Raw genomic sequence first — 20,519 nt, forward strand, 5'->3', positions numbered from 1 at the left:
CTTAGAGTTGTTAAATGCCTTTTCTTTTTTAAATATATAAATGAAAAAACACCAATTAAATGTTTTAAATTATGAAGATTAAATTAATTTTATGGGTTGCACTTGTTTCTGCAATTGTAATTTCTTGTGCACAAGAAAAAACAAAAAAGGTTATAGGCAAACAGAAACAACCAAACATCATCTATATTTTAGCAGATGATATGGGGATTGGAGACATTGGTCCTTACGGGCAAACAAAAATTCATACGCCAAACCTAGATGCATTAGCTGCAAGAGGTATGAAGTTTACGCAACATTATAGTGGAGCGGCAGTTTGTGCTCCATCTCGTTCTACTTTAATGACGGGTCAACATACAGGGCATACGCCAATTAGAGGGAATAAACAGTTGGTAGAAGATAAAGATGGTCAGGTGCCATTACCAAAAAATTCGGTAACTATTGCAGAAATTTTAAAAGACGCAGGTTATACAACAGGTATGTTTGGTAAATGGGGGCTAGGTTTTGATGAAGGAGATCCAAACAATCAAGGTTTTGATGAGTTTTATGGTTATAATGATCAAAAATTGGCACATCGTTATTATCCACCATATTTAAATCATAATCAAGAATTAGACTCTTTAGAAGGGAACGATTGGATACATAAAGTTACGTATTCTCCAGATAAAATTAGAGACCACAGACTTCAGTTTTTAGAAGATAATAAAGACAAACCATTTTTTGCATATATTCCTTTAGTATTGCCACATGTAGAACTTATTTCTCCAAACGATTCTATTTTTAAAATGTATGATGGTAAATTTAAAGAAACACCTTATACAGAAGACAATAAATATACCTCAGATTATGGACCAAATATAGTAACTTATGAATATTCACCTTGTGATAAACCAAAAGCAACCTATGCTTCTATGGTAACAAGGATAGATGCGTATGTTGGTGAAATTATAGCAAAAGTAGAAGAGTTAGGTCTTACAGATAACACTATTATTATGTTTACGAGTGATAATGGACCTTCTCCTGAAGGAGGAACTAGCCCGGACTTTTTTGATAGTAATAGTAAGTTTAGAGGTTATAAAAGAGATTTGTATGAAGGCGGAATTAGAGCCCCATTTATAGCTGTTTGGCCACATAAAATTGCAGAAGGAAGCGTAACCGATCACGTTTCTGCTTTTTGGGATGTGTTGCCAACTTTAACGGAAATAACAAATACAAAAAATCCTAAAAATATTGATGGTATTTCTTTTTTACCAACACTATTAAACAAAGATGTTCAGAAAACACATGATCATTTATATTGGGAGTTTAATATTAAAGGAGGAAGAAAAGCAGTGAGAAAAGGAAATTGGAAAGGCGTTTGGAATAAGATGAACTTGAAAGGCGATAAGAAAGGTGCTTTTGAATTATATGATTTATCTAAAGATGTTTCTGAAACTACAGATATTGCAAGTTTACACCCAGAAATTGTAGCAGAATTAAAAGGATTAATGTTAAGTTCAAGAACTACATCAAAATATTTTCCTTTTAATTAAACCTTTAGGTATTCAAGTAGTCTAAAAAATATGTTTTCAACCAAAATAAATTTTAAAATAGGAGCATTGTTAATGTTCCTATTTTGTTTTTCAATAAGTATTCAGGGTCAATCATCAGGTATAAAAGGTGTAATTACAGATGAAACAAATGTTCCTTTAGAAATGGTGTCTATAGCACTATTAAGCCCTAAAGACAACACCTTTTTAAGTTATACAACAACAGATGAAAAAGGAATGTTTTTACTAAATGATATTCCACAAGACACCATTGTTTTACAATTAGATTTATTGGGTTTTAAAACGTTTTCTAAAAAACTGATTTACAACAAAGAGTTAATCGATTTAAAAACCATTGTTTTAAAAGAAGACATCGGTCAATTAGATGAGATTGTTATTACGGCGGTTGTTCCTGTTCAAATTAAAAAAGACACGGTTAGTTTTAATGCAGATTCTTTTAAAGTTAATTTTGATGACAATATTGAAGGTTTATTAAATAAGCTTCCTGGTATTGAATTAGAAGAAGGAAAAATTGTAGCGCAAGGAACTACTGTTACTAAAATTTTTGTAGATGGAAAAGAATTTTTTGGTGGAGATCCATCCATCGTTTTAAAAAATATTTCTGCAGATGCAATTGCTAAAATCGAAGTAATCGATAAAAATAGTGATGAAGCAGAGCTTACAGGAGTTAATGATGGAAACAAAGAAGTTGTTATTAATTTCACCCTAAAAAAGTCGAAAAAAAATAGAGGTTTTGGTAAAGTTGCAGCCGGTTTAGGTTTAGATAATAGATATTTTAGTAATCTGAATTACAATCAATTTAATTCAAAATCTCAATTATCTGTTATTGGTAAGTTTAATAATATTAATGTTACAGGTTCTAATATTCAGGGGTTTTTACAAAATGCAGACGGAATTGCAGATGATTCAGATGATGACTCCGAAGATGATTTTATAAAGCCTCAAAAGAGTTTAAGTGGGTTTTTAAAAACAGGTGTTGCAGGTATCAATTATGGAAAAGAAATAAAGAAAAAAGAATCTTTTAATGTAGATTATTTTTATAACCTTTCAGAAAACAGAGGTATATCTAATACAAATAGAGTGTTTTTTTCTAATAAAAATAACTTTAATTATAAATCTGATAATAATTATTTTAACACTTCAGATAATCATAACTTAAATTTTAATTATGAGAATAAATCTAGTAAAACGAGTAGTTTAAGAATTAAGGGACGGTTTTATGCAGACAATAGAAAATCAGATTTAACTAGAGAGGGTTTGTATTTAGATACAAGTGATGTTTTGGTAACGACAAATACTAACATTTCCTCAAATTCGAATTTAAAGAAATTTGGAAATATAAATTTAAACTATTATCACAAATTACCAAAAGAAGGAAGAAGCTTTAGTACAAATTTTAATGCCGTTATTAATAACAGTCAAAAGAACAATAATCAGAATACTTTTATCGAAAGAAACCTTAATAAAACTAACCCTTCTACTACAAATTTTGAAATTTTAAGAGATGAAGATATCAATTCTGCCAATATTCTTGTAAGAATTAAGTATACAGAACCTCTTGGAGGAAATCACTATTTTAATACAGAAGCATCTTCGGAAATACTAACAGGTACAGAAAATACAAATCAAAATAGAAAAACCATTAAAACCACAACGGTAGAAGATTTTATAAACTATAATTATAAGTATTCAGAAAATAGTTTTAAAACTAAGTTTTCTCACAGTTATAATAAGCCTACCTTAAATGTGTCTTCGGGGTTAGAGTTCCAGACCTTAAATAGAAGTTTTGGAGAGGTTGATAAATTTCAATTTAAAAGAGAAGAACTCTATTTAAACCCGTATTTATTTTTTCAATACAAACCTAATAGAGGTCAGAAATTTAGATTTACCTATAGAAAATATGTAAAAGCACCAAGAGCAAATCAAACAAATCCTTTTTATAATGATATAAATCCGTATGCAATTTCTACAGGAAATCCTGATTTAAAAACAGAAAAAACAAATTCTTTTTTATTGTTGGCCAATGTGTACGATTTTAACTCATCTGTAAGTTTTAATGGTAAGTTGCAATATTTAAGTGCTACAGATGCTATTATTAGAAATGTAACCATAGATGACGATTATATTAGAACAGTAAGTTATCAAAATAGTGGTAAAAAAACACGTTTTAATGCGTTAGCAAATCTTACAAAGAAAGTTAATAGTTTAGGGTTGCGACTTAGCCTTAAAAGTAAATACTCTTACAATGCGGCAAATTCAATAGTAAACTACGAATTAAATAACGTAGCTTCTAAAGATTATTTAACAAGTTTATTAATTCAGAATAATAGTAAAAGGAAAGTAGATTTAAAAGCAGGGGCAACCTATATTTTAAATAACACCAGTTTTTCTATTGAGAAAGACTTAGATAGAAAGTTTACCACGCAAAAGTATTTTGGAATGGTAGATTTTGATATTTCTAAAAGACTAAACATTAATACACAATTTGATTACTTAGTATACACCGATAATAAATTTTTAATAAGACAAGAAATTCCTATTTGGAATGCTGCAATATCTTATTCTTTAAGCGCAAAGAATAATATTATTAAATTAGTTTTAATTGATCTTTTAGATAGAAATGTAGATGTTTATAGAAGAAGTACTCTAAATTATTTCGAAGAAACAAACTTGCAAAGTTTAGGTCGCTATGTGGTATTAAGTTATACTTATAAATTAAATACAGGTAACAAAAAGCCTAAGAAGCATAGAAAATAAGAGTAAAAAACTAGTTTCAATCACTTAATTTACTCTAAAATACATTTTCTGCATCTGTAAAAACATTTATTACTCACTTTTTGTTCAAATTTACATGAAACTAAAAAGGGATTAATTAACGTATAAATAATATGTATGAAAATATTAAGTTTTTTTTCAATTCTATTCTTAAGTTTAGCTGTATTTACAAGTTGTAATAATTCAGAAAATAAAGAGAAAACGCTCGTAAATAAAGAAATTTATAAAGGCAAAAAACCAAACATTGTTTTCCTTTTAGCGGATGATATGGGGTATGGTGAATTAGGTTCTTTCGGACAAAAAGAAATTAGAACGCCGTTTCTAGATTCTTTAGCTTCTGTAGGAAAACGTTTTACCGATTTTTATGCAGGTACTTCTGTTTGTTCGCCTTCTAGAGCTGTTTTAATGACAGGTTTACATACAGGACACGTAAATATTCGAGGAAATAAAGGAGATGTTAATGGGGTGTGGGATAGAGTTCCTTTAAAAAAGTCTGAAAAAACTATTGGAGAAATGTTACAAAGTGCAGGGTACCAAACAGCAATGATTGGTAAATGGCATTTAGGTGTGCCAGAAGATACTTCTACTTGGGCAAAAGGGCGTGGTTTTGATTATGCAGTACAAGAACAATGGGGAAAAGATGTTAACGGAAAAGAGATTGATGAACGCGTACATTGGGTAAATAACAATCAAGATTCTATTTTTTACAATTATAATAAACACAAATGTTTAGATGAGTTTAGAACAAATTTTGCATTAGATTATTTAGATAAAAAATCTAGCGATAAACCTTTTTTCTTATACATGTCTTATAGAACACCGCATGCACATGAGTTTTTCTTAAGTAAAACAGATTTATATGCAGACAGAATAGAAGAATGGCCAGAGATTGAAAGACGTCATGCAGCAAGAATAACTATGTTAGATGCACAAATTAAAAGGTTGTTTCATAAATTAAAAGCGAGTGGCGAGTTAGAAAATACGTTAATTGTTTTTTCTAGTGATAATGGACCAACAAATGAAAATCATCATAGTTATAAATTCTTTAATAGTTCTGGAGATCTAAAAGGTTTTAAAAGAGATGTGTATGAAGGTGGAGTTAGAGTACCAATGATTAGTTATTGGAAAGGTAAAATTGCAGAAGGAACTACTACAAATCATCCAGCTACTTTTTATGATGTAATGCCAACTTTAGCCGAAGTTGCTGGTACAACATCGGCAAACAAAACAGACGGAATTTCATTTTTACCAGAGTTGTTAGGCAAAGACAATCAGCAAAAACACGATTTTTTATATTTCGAAATTCAAGAAGGAAAAGGAGTAGCAGGGTTTAAACAAGCCACTCGTTTTGGTAAATGGAAAGCAGTAAGAATGAGAGATAAATATCATACTGAATTATATAATTTATCCGTAGATTTATACGAAGAAAAAGATGTTTCTAAAGAACATCCAGAATTGGTAGAAAAAGCTAATAAAATTCTAAAAAGAGAAAGCGTAAAAAACCCACATTTTCCTTATTCTGGAGGGGTTTTTAAATAATTAAAAAATATTTTAACGTGTAATTGTTGAATTATTTAATTCCTCCTAATCAATTATACAGTTAAACTTTTAAACAATTACTCCTTAAAAACAAGTATACAAATAATAATATATGAAACCAATTAGATTAATCACCCTAACTACTTGTATTATTCTTACAATATCATCTTGTAAAAAAAATACAGAAAAAGTTGCTCAAAATGTTGTTAAAAAAGAACGTCCAAATATAATTTGGATCATGGCAGAAGATATGAGTACCGATTTAGAAACGTACGGAATGCCCAATGTAAAAACACCAAATTTAAACAAAATGGCATCAGAGGGAATCCGTTTTGATAATGCTTTTGTAACCAACCCAATTTGCTCTCCAAGTAGATCTGCCATGATGATTGGTACACATCAAGTTAAAACAAATTCTCAGAATCATAGAAGTAATAGAGATGTGCCTTTAGATGCTCAATTTAAACCTTTTACAAAACTGTTAAGAGATGCTGGTTATACTACTATTTTAGGAAACCAATCTGTAATGAAAAAAGGGAGAAAAACAGATGTAAACTTTAAAAGTTCAAAAATTGGAGAATGGGATGGAAAAACCAAGTTTGGTTTGTTTGATAAATATGACACGTTTACAAAAGAAGATCAACCATTTTTTGCTCAAATTCAATTAACAGTTACACATAGAGGAGATTGGTGGAATGACGTAAGAGAAAAATCTGCACATCCTGTAGACCCAAATACGGTTACTTTGCCACCTTATATGGCAGATGATCCTGCAATACGTTTAGATTGGGCTAAGTATTTAGACCAAATTGAATACATGGATAATGAGGTTGGAATGATCTTTAAAGAATTAGAAAATAAAGGAATGGCAGACAATACTGTTGTTATTTTTATAGGTGATAATGGGCGTTGTAACATTCGCGGAAAAGGGTATTTACAAGATACTGGTTTAAGAATTCCGTTTATTATCTATTATCCAAAACAATTTAAAGGAGGTCAGGTTAGAAAAGATGTGGTAAGTGCAACTGATATTACAGCTTCTATAGTAGATTTTGCAGGTATTGAGGTACCAAGTTATATGACTGGTCAGCCAATTTTTAATAAAAATTTCGATAGAAAATTTGCCTACGGAGCAAGAGACTTATGGGATGAGATTGAAGAAAAATCTAGAGCAGTTACTTCTGGAGAATGGGCTTATATTAGAAATGACATGCCAAATGTTCCTTATGATGCACATCAGGCGTATTTAGAGTTTTACAGACCTGCAGTGCAAGTTATGAGAAGATTATACAAAGAAGGAAAATTAAATGAAAATCAAAAACCATTTTTTGAGCCTACAAAACCAAAAGAAGAATTGTATAATTTAAAAGAAGACCCTAATGAACTTCATAATTTAGCGACCAATGTAAAATATAAAGATGTTTTAGAAAAATTACGAGCAGAAACGGTTCAGTTTGATACAGAAATGACTCCGGTAAGTAATACCTATCACCCAGTTCCTGTACCAGGGCAGCCTTTTGTAAAATGGTTTCAAAAAGAACATCCTAAAGCATATCAAGAAATGAAAGAAGGTGTAGAAGTTGGTTACAAAAAATATAGTACCGAATATAAAAAACACTTAAAAAGTAAATAAAAACTTTTCTGTAAAATTTACCAATTAACAACAAACACATGAAAATTAGTTTTAAAAATTTAATAAAATATTTCTTTTTGCTTTTTATTTCTGTTAATTTATCTTCTTGTAAAGAAGAAAATTACGAAGCAAAAATTAATTTTAATAATGGTTGGAAATTCACCAAATTAAAAGAAATAACAACACCAGACGAAGCTTTTAGTCAACCAAATTTCGATGCAACTTCTTGGAAAGATGTAAGTTTACCCCACACAACAAATATAGAACCACAAACGGTAAATGATCAATGGCAAGGAATTGCTTGGTACAGAAAAAGTTTTAATGTACCTGTTAATCCATCTAAAAAGAAAGTGTTTTTAGAATTAGAAGCAGCCATGAATTTTTCTAAAATTTGGATAAACGGTTCATTGGTTTCAGAACATAATGGAGGGTATTTACCTGTAAAAGTAGATATTACCAAATTTGTAAACAAAGGAGATAATGTTGTTGCTATTAGATTAGACAATACAGATAATAAAATTACGGGTCCAAAACCTTTAAAGAGGTTAGATTTTAACATGTATGGAGGTTTGTACAGAAATGCGTGGTTATATATTTCAGAAAAAGTACATATTTCTGATGCCGTTTTAGCAAATAAAGTAGCAGGAGGTGGCATTTTTATTACGTATCCAAAAGTATCTAAAGCTGTTTCTGAAGTAGCTGTAAAAACAAACATTATTAATGAAGAAAAAACCGAGAAAGAAATTAAGGTTGTACAAAGTATTTTTTATGATGGAAAGTTGGTTAAAGAGCAAACATCAACCAAAAAAATAGCAGCAGCAAGTAATGTTGATATTAAGGAATTATTCTCTTTAAATGAGGCTAAATTATGGTCTCCAAAACACCCTAATTTATATCATTTAGAAACCAAAGTTTTTATTGGTGATAATGAAGTGGATGCTAAAACCACTCGTTTCGGAATTAGAGAATTTACTTTTGATAAAGAAAATCAATTGTACATCAACGGAGAAAAAACTTTTTTACGTGGTGTAAATCGTCATCAAGAATATCCTTTTGTTGGATACGCGCTATCTGATAACGCACAATATAGAGATGCAAAAAAAATAAAAGAAGGCGGTTTTAATTATATTAGATTATCTCATTACCCACAATCACCAGCTTTTTTAGATGCTTGTGATGAATTAGGTTTGGTAGTTATTGATGCTATTATGGGGTGGCAATATTATGGTGATAATGATGCTTTTAGAGCATATTGTTACCGTTCTGCATCAGAATTAATTAGAAGAGATAGAAACAGACCATCAGTTATGGCTTGGGAAGTTTCTTTAAACGAAACGCAAATGCCTATTTTCTTTATGGAAGAATTAAATAGAATTGTACATGCAGAATATCCTGGAAAGAATGTGTATTCTTGTGGATGGATGGATGATGTGTATGATATTTATTTACAATCTCGTCAACATAGAATTTTACATCCTCATGTATTAAAAGACAAACCTTATTCGGTTTCTGAATACGGAGATTGGGAATATCATTCTAAAAATGGTGGTTTAAATCAAGATAAATTATCTAATGATTTAAGGGCAGAATTAAGCAGCCGACAACCAAGAGCTTTGGGAGAACAACGTTTATTAAACCAAACCTATAATTTACAAGAATCTCACAATGATAATTTAAATACAGTTGCTTATTCTGATAGTTATTGGGTAATGTATGACTATAACAGAGGCTATCATAACGACATTGAATATTCTGGAATAATGGATATTTTTAGATTGCCGAAATTTGGATATTATTTTTACCAAAGTCAAAGAGATGTAGATGCTGGAAATGTATTAAAAATTGCAACTTATTGGAATGAAAAATCTCCTTTAGATGTAAAAGTATTTTCAAATGCAGCCGAAGTTCAATTATTTTTGAATGATAAATTAATTGCTGCTCAAAAACCAGATCAAAATAAAAATACCAATAAGTTAAGTCATCCGCCATTTACTTTTAAAATTCCTTCTTATGAAGCAGGAACTTTAAAAGCGGTAGGTTTTATAAACGGAAAACAAGTTTCTGAAGACATTGTTACCACAGCTAAAAAACCAACTAAATTAAAAATTTGGATAGATGAAAGTGGAAAAAAACCACAAGCAGGAGTAAATGATGTGGTGTTTTGTTACATTGCTGCCGTTGATGAAAACGGAACTATAGACCAAGATTATTCAGAAGAAATGAATATTACTATAACTGGAGATTTAGAAATTATGAATCCGGATGTTATTAAAGCAGAAGCAGGTATTGCAACTGCACTAATTAGAATTGGTAAATCTTTAAACGGAACTGTTTCTGCAGAAGCTAAGAATTTAAAATCTGCTAATTATAATTTTTAAGAAATGTTCTTTTAGGTTTTAGTACTGATAATATCTAAAATATTTTCAATACAATTTATTAAAACATGGTATGTGTGTTCTTTCTGTTATAAAGAATACATATACCATGTTTTTTTGTAATTCAACATGAAATAAAAGAACCAGATTTCTTTTAAGGATAAATTATAATTATAAGAGGGTAATTTTAAATAAATGACTTAGGTTAATTTTATTTTTATTTGTAAAAGACTAAGTTTCTATGCTTGGTTTTTATAAAAAAAAATAAAAATGGTAAATAAAAACATCAAAAGATTCTTTTTTCTAAGTACACTTCTTTTACTTATATCCTGTGGTAATCTAAAAAATGCTACTAAAGGTGCTGATGTTAAAAATGAGACTAAAGTTTTCCCTTTTTCAGATCTTGATAATAAGGGGGATTGGGTTTTAAATACGGATGCTTCCGATGAGTTCGAATCAGATAAAATAGATGAAGATAAATGGTACATTGTAGGAAAGTTTAAAAACGGAAAACCTTTTTACAAACATCCAGACAACCCAAACAAAAAAGTTTGGAAAGGACGCGCGCCATCTCAGTTTTCTGGAAAAAATTATCGTTTAGAAGATGGTAAACTAATTTTAGAAACGCGTTGGGAACCAGATTTTCCATTTTCAGATGAAAAACAAAAACCTTGGGGTAAAAAAGAAGGAGAAGTTGCTCAATTCGAAAACCTAACAACAGCATGTTTTATTGGGCGTAAGTTTTTTAAATACGGCTATATGGAAATTAAAAGTAAGGCTGCCGATGCAGAAATTACCAGTGCTTTTTGGGCGATAGGAAACAAAACAGAATTAGATATTTTTGAACAATTTGGAGACCATAGACAACCTAATAAAGAAGCAAATGGTAAAGATAGAGAGCTTTGGTGGTCTATACATGATTGGTCTAAAGAAGGAAAAGGAAAAAGCGTTTATACAGAGCATTTAGATTATGGTTTTAGAGTGGCAGACAATTTTCATGTATATGGAATTGAATGGAACGAAGATGGTCTTAAATTATATGTAGATGGTGTTTATAAAACTGGTGCAACTAAAGAACAAGTAGATGCATATGCTAAAGAAAAAGGCTATCCAAATGGATGGGTTATGGATGGAGCTATTTCAATTTGGTTAGATCAAGAAACTTTTCCTTGGCATGGTGTGCCAGATAGTAAAGAAGATTTAGAATTGAATAGTCCTGAAGGTGAAAAAGAGGATGGAGTAGTAGACTATGAAATTGAGTATGTAAGAATTTGGCAAAAAAAATAAAATAAAAATAGCAGTAATTAACAATTAACATTAAATCAAATATCATGAAAAAAATCCTTTTAACATTAGTATTAGTAGTAGCATTTACAACTACTTACGGACAAAATAAATTTCAAGAAAGACAAAACAAGTACTTTGTTGAAGCAGCAGCAAAAGAATATAATTTAAATGATGCACAACAAAAAGAGCTTACAGAATTAAGAACAACTATGGTTGTAGCTTATGGAGAATCTCAAAAAGCTGCAAAAGCTGGTACAATTACCAAAGAAGAAAAGCAAGCTAAAAACGGTGAAGCTAGTAAAGCTTTTAACAGAGGCGTTATTAAATTAACAGGTAAAAATTATAAAGAATTGGCTCCGTTTTTTAAGAGAATGCGAGATGAACTTAAAAAAGTGAAATAAACATTTTATAATTTGCATAGAAAAAGGTGTCTTCTAAAATTTAATTAATTTAGAAAACACCTTTTTTATTTTAAAAATAATTTAAATAAAATAACGTTCTTTTATCCATAATTTAAAAAATGAAAAAAACTTCAATCTTAGGGCTTATCCTTTGCTTTCTTGCCATAGCAATAAGTTGTACGGCTACACAAAGTAAAACAAAGTCTACCACTGCTGCTAATAAGACTTCTAAAACGAAAACGATAAAAACACCAGCAAAACCAAATATATTATTTATTCTATGTGATGATTTAGGATACTCAGATGTTGGTTTTAATGGCTCTAAAGATATTATTACTCCGGCTTTAGATGCCTTGGCAGATAATGGTACCATTTTTACATCGGCTTATGTTGCGCACCCTTTTTGCGGTCCAAGTAGGGCTGCGTTAATGACAGGAAGATACCCTCATAAAATAGGAGCACAATTTAATTTACCACCAAATAGTGGTGAAACGATTAAAAAGGGAGTTTCATTAGAAGAAACTTTTATTAGTAAAGTATTAGATGATGCAGGTTATAATACAGGTGCTATAGGAAAATGGCATTTAGGGTCTAATCCAGAATTTCACCCAAATGTAAGAGGGTTTAATGATTTTTTTGGGTTTTTAGGAGGTGGTCATGATTATTTTCCAGAGCAATATAGAAAGGCTTACAAACAACAAGAAGCAAATGGCAGAAAACTAATTTGGGATTACTTGCACCCATTAGAACATAACGGAAAAGAATTACATGAAACCGAATATGTAACGGATGCTTTTTCTAGAGAAGCAATTCGTTTTGTTACCGATGCAGCTAAAAAGGAAGATCCTTTTTTCTTATACCTTGCTTATAATGCACCTCATACACCACTAGAAGCAAAAGAAGAAGATTTAAAACTATTTGCTCATATAAAAGATAAAAAAAGAAGAACGTATGCAGCAATGGTGTATGCGGTAGATAGAGGTGTAAAGAAAATTATTGAGACGTTAAAAGCTACGAATCAATTTGACAATACCTTAATTATTTTTATGAGTGATAATGGCGGGAAAACGACATCAGGTGCTAATAACTTTCCTTTAAAAGAGGGAAAAGGAAGTGTCTATGAAGGTGGTTTTAGAGTGCCAATGTTTATGCATTGGCCAAATGTGGTGCCCGCTGGTAAAAAATCAGACAATCCTATTGAAGCTATCGACTTTTATCCAACATTGGCAAGATTGGCAAATGCTAAAATTCCTGTTGAAAAAAAATTAGACGGAAAGAATATTTGGGATGATTTCTTAGCAGGGAAAAATACACATGCAGATGAAAATATCTATGTGTTAAGACATCGAAACGGTTTTAGTGATGTAGGTGTTAGAAAAAACCAATGGAAAGCTGTAAAGGCCTATAAACAGAAATGGAAGCTATTTAATATTGATCGTGATATTTCTGAGGAAAATGATATCAGTAAATCTAATCCTGCAGTTTTAAAACAGATGGTTAATGAGGCTAGAAATTGGAGTAAATCTAACATTCAACCATTTTGGTGGCACGATGTAAAAACGGGTAAACATTGGAAAGAAGATGGAATGCCAAAATTTGATGTTACTTTTAAATTGGATTAAATTCTAAATTTAGTATTTCTAAAAATTATTAAAATCGCCCTACGAATAAGAATTATTCTAGGGCGATTTTTTATGCAAATGTATGCTGTGTTTTTAGTGTTCCTAAATAGCCAAAGGAGGTCTCCTTTATTTTCCTTATTAAAGCCGAAATACAGTATTGGTTATATTAGATCTTTTATGTGTTAAAACAGTAAAAACTTTTTAAACTAAAAGAAATGTAGGTAATAATTTAGGTAAAAAGAAGAATCGTTTTTTTTAATTAAGGGGAAATTTCATATAAAAAACTAAACAAAAACATAACAAGTGGTTATTTTAGGTCATTGAGTGTAAAAACTTATACAATGAGTTGTATCTTGTAATAGCTTGTTTTAGAGGAGATGCCTTAAAATAACATAATTTTATATGAATTCATTAGGTAAACATATTTTGAAAAATAACTTAACAAGGGGTTTCTATATAACTACCTTGTTTGTGTTGTTAATGTTTGGTTCTTTATCTGCTCAAGAAAGCAAGGAACAATCAGTAAATAAACTTGAACAATATTCAGATAATGATGCACAGGTTTTAGAAAATGAATATACTGCTTCTTTAAAAAAAGCAGATACTTTAGCAGCAATTCTAACGCTTCAAAAATTGGCACTACTATATGGTCATCAAGCAAGGCATAAAAAATCATATAACAAATTGTGGCAAGCCTTACTTCTTGCAGATGCTTCTAAAAAGAAAATGTTAGAGGCTTTTATTTATAGAGATATTGGACGCCATTATAGTTATTACAAAAGAAAAACAAAAGCACTTAAATTTTTAAATTCTTCTTTAGATTTAAAAAAGGAGTTGGTGCAAAATAAGGAAATTAAGGATGAAGAGTTGGCGAACGCGTATTTGGCATTTGTAGCTACTTATAGAGAGTTAAATGATTTAAAATCGGCTAAGGTATATTTAGATAGTAGTGCTGTGTTTTTAAAGAATTCTACACAACTTAGAGATAAAGCTTTTTATAGTTTTGAGTATGGTGTAATTTTAAATAGTGAAGGCAATTACGAAAAAGCACTAAAAGCATTTAGAGACTGTTTAAATTGGTTTTCTAAGAATTTACCGAGTTATAGGGTTTTAATTAATACGTATGTTGGAGACGTTTATAAAAATAAACAAGAGTATGGCAAGAGTGAGAATTCTTATTTAGAAGCCTTAGAATTGTCTAAAAGTTATAATGTTCACAAAGATTTTACACCATTAATATATGAAAGGTTGTCTGATTTATACCTTTTAAAAGGAAATAAGGATAAAGCATTTGCAAGTTTAAAAAGAGCCAAAGAATTAGACTATTTATATTTTGATAGTAGAAGTGCAACAAATCGGCCGCTTTTAGAAATACAAGATGAATTTTTAGAAGAGAAAAATAGACAAATAACAGCAAATAAAGAACAAAGGCTTCAACAATTAGAACAAGAAGAACAGGTGCTTTTTTTAGAGCGGATGTTACTTTTTGTTGCGGTGGTTGGTTTAATTTTATTTATCAACAATATACGGTCTAAACATAAAGCAGAAAAGAAAATACTAAGAAAGAAACGTGAGTTTGAAATTGAAAAAAATAAAGAAGTACTTGAGTTAAAAAATAAAGAGTTAGCAACTTCTGTAATTAAATTGATTGAGAAAGATGCTTTTATTGATCAGTTAAAAGAAAAGCTTTCTAATGGAAAAGGGGATATAAATAGACAAGAAGCCAAACAAATTATAAATTCTATTGCCGTAAATAATTTAGACAATTGGAGTGAATTTGAAACAAGGTTTGTTGCTATTAATAAAAAGTTTTACACCAAATTAACAAAAAAATTTCCAGAGTTAACAGCAAATGATCAAAGGCTATGTGCTTTAATTAAATTAAATTTTTCTAGTAAAGAAATAGCAAAATTATTAAACATGTCTAAAGAGAGTGTGCATACTACAAGAAGTAGGTTAAGAAAGAAATTAAAAATTTCTAGAGATGTAAATTTAAAAAATTTTATTGCAAGTATTTAAAATAAGAATGTAAATTAAAACACCAAATTATGAGATTAGTTTTAAAACAATCAGATACACTTCTAAATAAAAAGTTAAATGTTTCTAAGAGGGTTGTACCTTCTTTTGACGTTGCCTGGCATCATCATAAAGAGATAGAGTTGTTATATATTTCTCAAAGTAACGGAATTCGTTTTGTAGGTGATAATGTCTCTCCATTTTTTCCTGGAGACTTAGTTTTAGTAGGGTCTCATTTACCTCATTTATGGAGGAGTGATCCTTCTTATTATGAAATGAAAAGTAATAGAAGTGTAAAAACAATTGTAATAAAATTTTCTAAAGATTTCTTAGGGAAGGATTTTTTTAAGAGAGAAGAGTTTTTTAAGTTAGAAAGATTGTTAGAAGCCTCTAAATTCGGACTCTCTTTTGATAAGGTAGTAAGTAGTCTTTTACATAAAGATTTAATGAGTTTACCAGATTTATCATCAACAGAACAACACATTGCTTTGTTGGGTGTTTTACATAAATTATCAACGGTAAAAGAGGAAAGTGTATCGGTGTTGTCTTCATCAGATATGAGGCAATCTATTACAGAAAGTTCAGAAAAAATAGATTTAGTGTTAAGGTTTATTTCAGATAATTATACCTCAAATCTAAGTTTAGAGGAAGTGTCAGGCGTAGCTTGTATGACTACAAATTCGTTCTGTAGATTTTTTAAAAAAATGACAAATAAATCTTTCACACAATTTTTAAATGAAATTAGAATTAGAAATGCTTCGCGAATTTTAATTCAAGAAAATTTATCGGTATCAGAAGTTTGTTACTTAGTAGGCTTTAATTCGATGACCTATTTTAACAAACAATTTAAACAAATTATGGGTACAACTCCCAAAACGTATAAGGTTGCTATTTATTAAAAATCAAGTTATTCTTATAATATGTGAATTCTAATTCTTTTTAGTTTTATATAGTTTACTTTCGAAAGAAAGGTGTTGGTAAAAAATATAAAATTAATTAAATTATTATATTTGTTTTGAGATGAAAAATTTGATAAAAGAAGCAAGTACCATATTTGTGAAAAAAGTAAATATAGAAATGAGGGTTGTTCCTTCTTTTAATGTGGCATGGCATTTTCATGAAGAATTTGAACTGGTGTACGTCACAAAAAGTAATGGTATGCGTTTTGTTGGAGATAGTGTTTCTCCTTTTTATCCTGGAGATTTAGTATTAGTAGGAGCTAATTTACCTCATTTATGGAGAAGTAATTCCTCTTATTATAATGAGGGAAATCCGGAGAATTCTAAACGCGTAAAAACTATCGTTACAAAATTTACAGAAGATTTTTTAGGAATTAATTTCTTTGAAGCTCCAGAATTTCAAAAAATAAATAAACTTTTAAAGGCATCTAAATATGGGCTGTTTTTTTGGTGAAGAAGTAAGTACAGACTTACACGATCTTATCGTTAGTTTACCAAGTTTGCCAAAAACAGAACAATACATTAAATTGCTAGAAGTGCTCTATCAGTTATCTTTAGTTAAAGAAAAAGATAGGCTTGTTTTATCATCTTCAAATATGAGGCAATCTACCAAGGAAAGTCCAGAGAGGATAGACACTGTTTTAAGATATATTTCAGATAATTATTTTTCTAAAATGAATTTGAGTGATGTTGCAGATGTTGCCTGTATGACCACAAATTCTTTTTGTAGGTTCTTTAAGAAAACAACCAATAAATCATTTACTCAATTCTTAAACGAAATTAGAATAAGAAATGCTTCTAGAATTTTAATTCAACAAAAAACACCAATATCAGAAGTTTGTTATAGTGTTGGTTTTAATTCAATTACAAATTTTAATAAACAATTTAAACTTCTTGTGGGCTCCACTCCCAAAAAATTTAGAGAAGATATATTGTAAATTTAAGTACTTAAATTTCTCTTATTTTTAATAAAATACATATTTTACCTCTTATGAGATAGTTGTGTGTTAAAATTAGATAATTATTGTTAAAAAATTCATGTATATTTTACTTATATCAAAAAAATGTTATATTTGTTAATAATGAAGCTAGTCTTAAAAAAATCTGATACACCTGTAAATAAAAAATTGGACATCTATACTAGAAATGTCCCTTGTTTGGATGCTGCATGGCATTATCATAAAGAATTCGAATTACTATACATTTCTAAAAGTAATGGTATTCGTTTTGTAGGTGATAGTGTAGCGCCTTTTTTTGCTGGAGATTTGGTTTTAGTTGGTTCTTATTTACCACATTTGTGGAGAAATGACCCTTCTTATTATGAAGAAGAAAGTACGCAACAAGTAAAAACGATTGTAAGCAAATTTACAGATGATTTTTTAGGGAATGATATTCTTCAAATGCCTGATTTTTATAATGTAAAAAAAATATTAGAAGAATGTAAGTTCGGGTTGTCTTTTGGGGAAAATGTAAGTAAGTTTTTACATAATGATATTATGTCTCTTCCAAGTTTATCATCAACAGAAAAACACATAAAAATTTTAAGTATTTTACATAAATTATCTTTAGTTGATAAAAAAGATAAAACAGTTCTATCATCCTCAGACATGAGGCAAACAACAACTACAGAAAGTTCTGAACGTATAGATACAGTCTTAAAATTTATATCAGATAATTACGCATCTAGTATAACTTTAGATGATATCTCTAATGTTGCCTGTATGACAACAAATTCGTTTTGTAGATTTTTTAAAAAGATGACCAATAAATCATTTACGCAATTTTTAAATGAAATTCGTATTCGTAATGCATCAAGAATATTGGTGCAAGAAAACTTACCAGTTTCAGAAATCTGTTATATTGTTGGTTTTAATTCTATTACAAATTTTAATAAGCAGTTTAAACAGATAATGGGGGCTACTCCAAAAAAGTTTAGAGAAGCTATTTAACTATCTTTTTTTTCATTTAACCTATTCACTTTCTAAGTTTTAAAAAAAGTTATTATTTTAATAATCCAGAAGTAACTATGATAATAAGTTGCTATTTGTGGTTAATATTAGCTTAATTCTGTGCTAAATTATCATGTAATTTTGAAGTCTAACTAAAAATTTACATGTATTTAACAAAACTACTTTTTTCTACGACATTTAAATATAGCATTACTTTCATGGTGGTCTCATTATGGAGTTTTATTATTAATGGACAAACACTTCCTTTTTCAGATCAACAAAATGCTGGTGATTGGGTTTTAAATACTGATATTTCAGATGAATTTGAAGCGGCTACAATAAACGAAGATCAATGGTTAATTCAGGGGAGAAATGGAGAGTATCAATCTAACTTTAAAGGGAGAGTGCCATCTCAGTTTTCTACAGATAACGCAATATTAGAAGACGGAAAGTTAAAAATTCTAACAAAATGGGAACCTAATTATCCGTTTATTAAAGATAATAATGGAAATCAATTAGGAGAATATAATGGAGTTGCTAAACCAATAACTACTGCTGCAGTTATTAGTAAAAAACAATTTCAATATGGATATATGGAAATTAAATCTAAAGCGGCAGCTGCAGAAGTAACAAGTGCTTTTTGGACTACAGGTCCAGGACAAGGAAAACCCGGAGGGGCATCGGAATTAGATATGTTCGAAATGTTTGGTGGTCACAAAACAAATGACGCTTGGAAAAAAAGACTCAAGTTTAATATTATCAGTTGGGACCCGAATAATGCTATTAAACAAGCAGCAACGGCCGCAGGACAATCTGTAGGAACAACACACACAAGAAATATACAAGCAGCTAATAATACGGCAGACGATTTTCATGTGTATGGTTTTGAATGGACTGCAGATTATATAAAAGTATATATAGATGGGGTTTTGCATCCAGATGGTACCATCTTAAAATCTGTAATAACCAATAATGGAGCAGAACCAGATAGATGGGTAACGGATGTTCCTTACTGGGTTTGGTTCGATTCTGAAACTTTTCCTTGGTTAGGTTTGCCAGATGCATCAGATTTACAAACACCTTCAGAATTTCAAATTGAATACATTAGAGTTTGGCAAAAACAAGCCGGTGAAATTACAGTAACTGAAAGTTCTGATGCTATTGAAGGAAGTACCGATGGTACCTTTAAAGTTGCATTGTCTAACGGAGAAATTGCTACTCAAGATATTAACATTACGTATACAGTTGGTGGAAATGCTACTGAAGGTGCAGATTATACTTCGATACCAAGAACAGTAACCATAGCAAGCGGAACCAATTCATCTGAAATAGTTATTGATGCTAATGATGACGGAATTGATGAAGCTCCTGAAACTGTAACTATTACTTTACAGTCTTCTAGTTCTAAAACGGTAAATACAACCGAAGCAAGTATTACAATATCAGATTTTGTGGAATCTACAGTATTAACCGCAGGAGATATTGCAATATTAGGATGGAAATCTGGAACTGGTAAACTGGCATTTATGCTTTTAAAAGATATAACAGCAACCACTAAAATATCTATTTCTAATAGAACTTGGAGTAATTCATTAAATGAATTTTCTGGAGATTTTACTGTGGATGATATTTGGACATGGACCGCAGGAGCTAATTATAAAACAGGAGACATCTTTATGTTAGATTCAAACGGAGAAATGAAACAAGTTGTGGGTAATGCAGAAGTTGTTGTAGGCACAACGGCTCATGATTATACCGGAAAAGTAGCGCAAGCAAGTGATGGGGATTTTGATTTTTCTGTGAATGGTGAAGGAATCTTGATATTTCAGGTAGATCCTTTTGTATTGCCAACAAATGGAAACTCTACAGCGTGGATAACGGGTATAAATACTTCTCAAGGTTGGGGAGTTGGTGGAGGAAATTCTTATTGCGAATTACCAACTGCTTTAACAAATGGCGTAAATGCAAATAGTGTTGGAAATAAACAAGATTTTGGAGTCTATAAAGGCGCTTTATCAGGAACACCATCTCAATTAAGAGCAAGTATTAATAATACTAGTAATTGGATTTTTTCTGAAGATACAACATACAATCTATGGTCTTTTAACCAAACAGTAAGCAGTACATCTGGAGATATTGGTGTCGCAGGTACTTTAAGTATAGCAGAGCAATCTTCTTATAAATTCACTGTTTTTCCAAATCCGGTAAATGATGAACTCTCTATCAATTTTAGAGAAACACAGCATGCATTAGAAATTGAGCTTTTTACAACCTTAGGGAAATCTGTAAAAAAGGTAAAAGAAAGTAATGTTCGTAATGCCAGCGTAGATGTTTCTAAGCTAGCATCAGGGATTTATTTTTTATCAATTAGATCAGAAAAAACAAAACAAACTAAAAAAATCATTATTAAATAGAA

At 30.1% G+C, this 20,519-nt stretch carries 14 protein-coding genes; all 14 read left to right on the top strand.

The window, feature by feature from the left end:
- Positions 1 to 71: 71 nt before the first annotated feature.
- The 14 genes from JOP69_RS17990 to JOP69_RS18055 all read left to right on the top strand — a co-directional run bounded on the left by JOP69_RS17990 (position 72) and on the right by JOP69_RS18055 (position 20,517).
- A complete protein-coding gene (locus tag JOP69_RS17990) occupies positions 72 to 1,529 on the top strand; it encodes an arylsulfatase (RefSeq protein ID WP_203393499.1) in 1,458 nt (485 codons plus the stop codon).
- Positions 1,530 to 1,559: 30 nt separating this feature from the next.
- On the top strand, positions 1,560 to 4,304 hold the full coding sequence (locus tag JOP69_RS17995) for an outer membrane beta-barrel protein (protein ID WP_203393498.1): 2,745 nt from the start codon (positions 1,560 to 1,562) through the stop codon (positions 4,302 to 4,304).
- 135 nt (positions 4,305 to 4,439) lie between these two features.
- Complete coding sequence (locus JOP69_RS18000; protein ID WP_203393497.1) at positions 4,440 to 5,861, top strand: sulfatase-like hydrolase/transferase; 1,422 nt, start codon at positions 4,440 to 4,442, stop codon at positions 5,859 to 5,861.
- 112 nt (positions 5,862 to 5,973) lie between these two features.
- A complete protein-coding gene (locus tag JOP69_RS18005; protein ID WP_203393496.1) occupies positions 5,974 to 7,494 on the top strand; it encodes a sulfatase in 1,521 nt (506 codons plus the stop codon).
- 38 nt (positions 7,495 to 7,532) lie between these two features.
- The gene (locus JOP69_RS18010; protein WP_203393495.1) at positions 7,533 to 9,872 is read left to right on the top strand and encodes a glycoside hydrolase family 2 TIM barrel-domain containing protein; all 2,340 of its coding nucleotides are present in this window, start codon (positions 7,533 to 7,535) and stop codon (positions 9,870 to 9,872) included.
- A 267-nt stretch (positions 9,873 to 10,139) separates the two neighbouring features.
- Positions 10,140 to 11,156, top strand: a complete 1,017-nt coding sequence (locus JOP69_RS18015) for a family 16 glycosylhydrolase (protein ID WP_203393494.1) — start codon at positions 10,140 to 10,142, stop codon at positions 11,154 to 11,156.
- A gap of 44 nt (positions 11,157 to 11,200) precedes the next feature.
- Positions 11,201 to 11,557 carry a hypothetical protein gene (locus JOP69_RS18020; protein ID WP_203393493.1) on the top strand — a complete coding sequence of 119 codons (357 nt, stop codon included), beginning with the start codon at positions 11,201 to 11,203 and terminating at the stop codon, positions 11,555 to 11,557.
- 119 nt (positions 11,558 to 11,676) lie between these two features.
- On the top strand, positions 11,677 to 13,179 hold the full coding sequence (locus JOP69_RS18025) for a sulfatase (protein WP_203393492.1): 1,503 nt from the start codon (positions 11,677 to 11,679) through the stop codon (positions 13,177 to 13,179).
- 402 nt (positions 13,180 to 13,581) lie between these two features.
- The gene (locus tag JOP69_RS18030; protein ID WP_203393491.1) at positions 13,582 to 15,198 is read left to right on the top strand and encodes a helix-turn-helix transcriptional regulator; all 1,617 of its coding nucleotides are present in this window, start codon (positions 13,582 to 13,584) and stop codon (positions 15,196 to 15,198) included.
- A gap of 29 nt (positions 15,199 to 15,227) precedes the next feature.
- Positions 15,228 to 16,094 carry an AraC family transcriptional regulator gene (locus tag JOP69_RS18035; RefSeq protein WP_203393490.1) on the top strand — a complete coding sequence of 289 codons (867 nt, stop codon included), beginning with the start codon at positions 15,228 to 15,230 and terminating at the stop codon, positions 16,092 to 16,094.
- Between the two features lie 121 nt (positions 16,095 to 16,215).
- A complete protein-coding gene (locus JOP69_RS18040; protein WP_203393489.1) occupies positions 16,216 to 16,608 on the top strand; it encodes a cupin domain-containing protein in 393 nt (130 codons plus the stop codon).
- The gene (locus tag JOP69_RS18045; RefSeq protein ID WP_203393488.1) at positions 16,589 to 17,092 is read left to right on the top strand and encodes an AraC family transcriptional regulator; all 504 of its coding nucleotides are present in this window, start codon (positions 16,589 to 16,591) and stop codon (positions 17,090 to 17,092) included. Before JOP69_RS18040 ends, JOP69_RS18045 begins: the two co-directional genes overlap by 20 nt.
- Positions 17,093 to 17,236: 144 nt before the next feature.
- Positions 17,237 to 18,103 carry an AraC family transcriptional regulator gene (locus JOP69_RS18050; RefSeq protein WP_203393487.1) on the top strand — a complete coding sequence of 289 codons (867 nt, stop codon included), beginning with the start codon at positions 17,237 to 17,239 and terminating at the stop codon, positions 18,101 to 18,103.
- Between the two features lie 218 nt (positions 18,104 to 18,321).
- The gene (locus tag JOP69_RS18055; protein WP_203393486.1) at positions 18,322 to 20,517 is read left to right on the top strand and encodes a T9SS type A sorting domain-containing protein; all 2,196 of its coding nucleotides are present in this window, start codon (positions 18,322 to 18,324) and stop codon (positions 20,515 to 20,517) included.
- The last annotated feature ends 2 nt before the right edge of the window (positions 20,518 to 20,519 follow it).

The organism is Polaribacter sp. Q13 (assembly GCF_016858305.2).
Classification (GTDB): domain Bacteria; phylum Bacteroidota; class Bacteroidia; order Flavobacteriales; family Flavobacteriaceae; genus Polaribacter.

What these genes read in the sequence shown, in the direction of transcription:
- JOP69_RS17990 (WP_203393499.1), top strand. Translation starts at nt 72, where the DNA reads ATGAAGATTAAATTAATTTTATGGGTTGCACTTGTTTCTGCAATTGTA.
- JOP69_RS17995 (WP_203393498.1), top strand. Translation starts at nt 1,560, where the DNA reads ATGTTTTCAACCAAAATAAATTTTAAAATAGGAGCATTGTTAATGTTC.
- JOP69_RS18000 (WP_203393497.1), top strand. Translation starts at nt 4,440, where the DNA reads ATGAAAATATTAAGTTTTTTTTCAATTCTATTCTTAAGTTTAGCTGTA.
- JOP69_RS18005 (WP_203393496.1), top strand. Translation starts at nt 5,974, where the DNA reads ATGAAACCAATTAGATTAATCACCCTAACTACTTGTATTATTCTTACA.
- JOP69_RS18010 (WP_203393495.1), top strand. Translation starts at nt 7,533, where the DNA reads ATGAAAATTAGTTTTAAAAATTTAATAAAATATTTCTTTTTGCTTTTT.
- JOP69_RS18015 (WP_203393494.1), top strand. Translation starts at nt 10,140, where the DNA reads ATGGTAAATAAAAACATCAAAAGATTCTTTTTTCTAAGTACACTTCTT.
- JOP69_RS18020 (WP_203393493.1), top strand. Translation starts at nt 11,201, where the DNA reads ATGAAAAAAATCCTTTTAACATTAGTATTAGTAGTAGCATTTACAACT.
- JOP69_RS18025 (WP_203393492.1), top strand. Translation starts at nt 11,677, where the DNA reads ATGAAAAAAACTTCAATCTTAGGGCTTATCCTTTGCTTTCTTGCCATA.
- JOP69_RS18030 (WP_203393491.1), top strand. Translation starts at nt 13,582, where the DNA reads ATGAATTCATTAGGTAAACATATTTTGAAAAATAACTTAACAAGGGGT.
- JOP69_RS18035 (WP_203393490.1), top strand. Translation starts at nt 15,228, where the DNA reads ATGAGATTAGTTTTAAAACAATCAGATACACTTCTAAATAAAAAGTTA.
- JOP69_RS18040 (WP_203393489.1), top strand. Translation starts at nt 16,216, where the DNA reads ATGAAAAATTTGATAAAAGAAGCAAGTACCATATTTGTGAAAAAAGTA.
- JOP69_RS18045 (WP_203393488.1), top strand. Translation starts at nt 16,589, where the DNA reads ATGGGCTGTTTTTTTGGTGAAGAAGTAAGTACAGACTTACACGATCTT.
- JOP69_RS18050 (WP_203393487.1), top strand. Translation starts at nt 17,237, where the DNA reads ATGAAGCTAGTCTTAAAAAAATCTGATACACCTGTAAATAAAAAATTG.
- JOP69_RS18055 (WP_203393486.1), top strand. Translation starts at nt 18,322, where the DNA reads ATGGTGGTCTCATTATGGAGTTTTATTATTAATGGACAAACACTTCCT.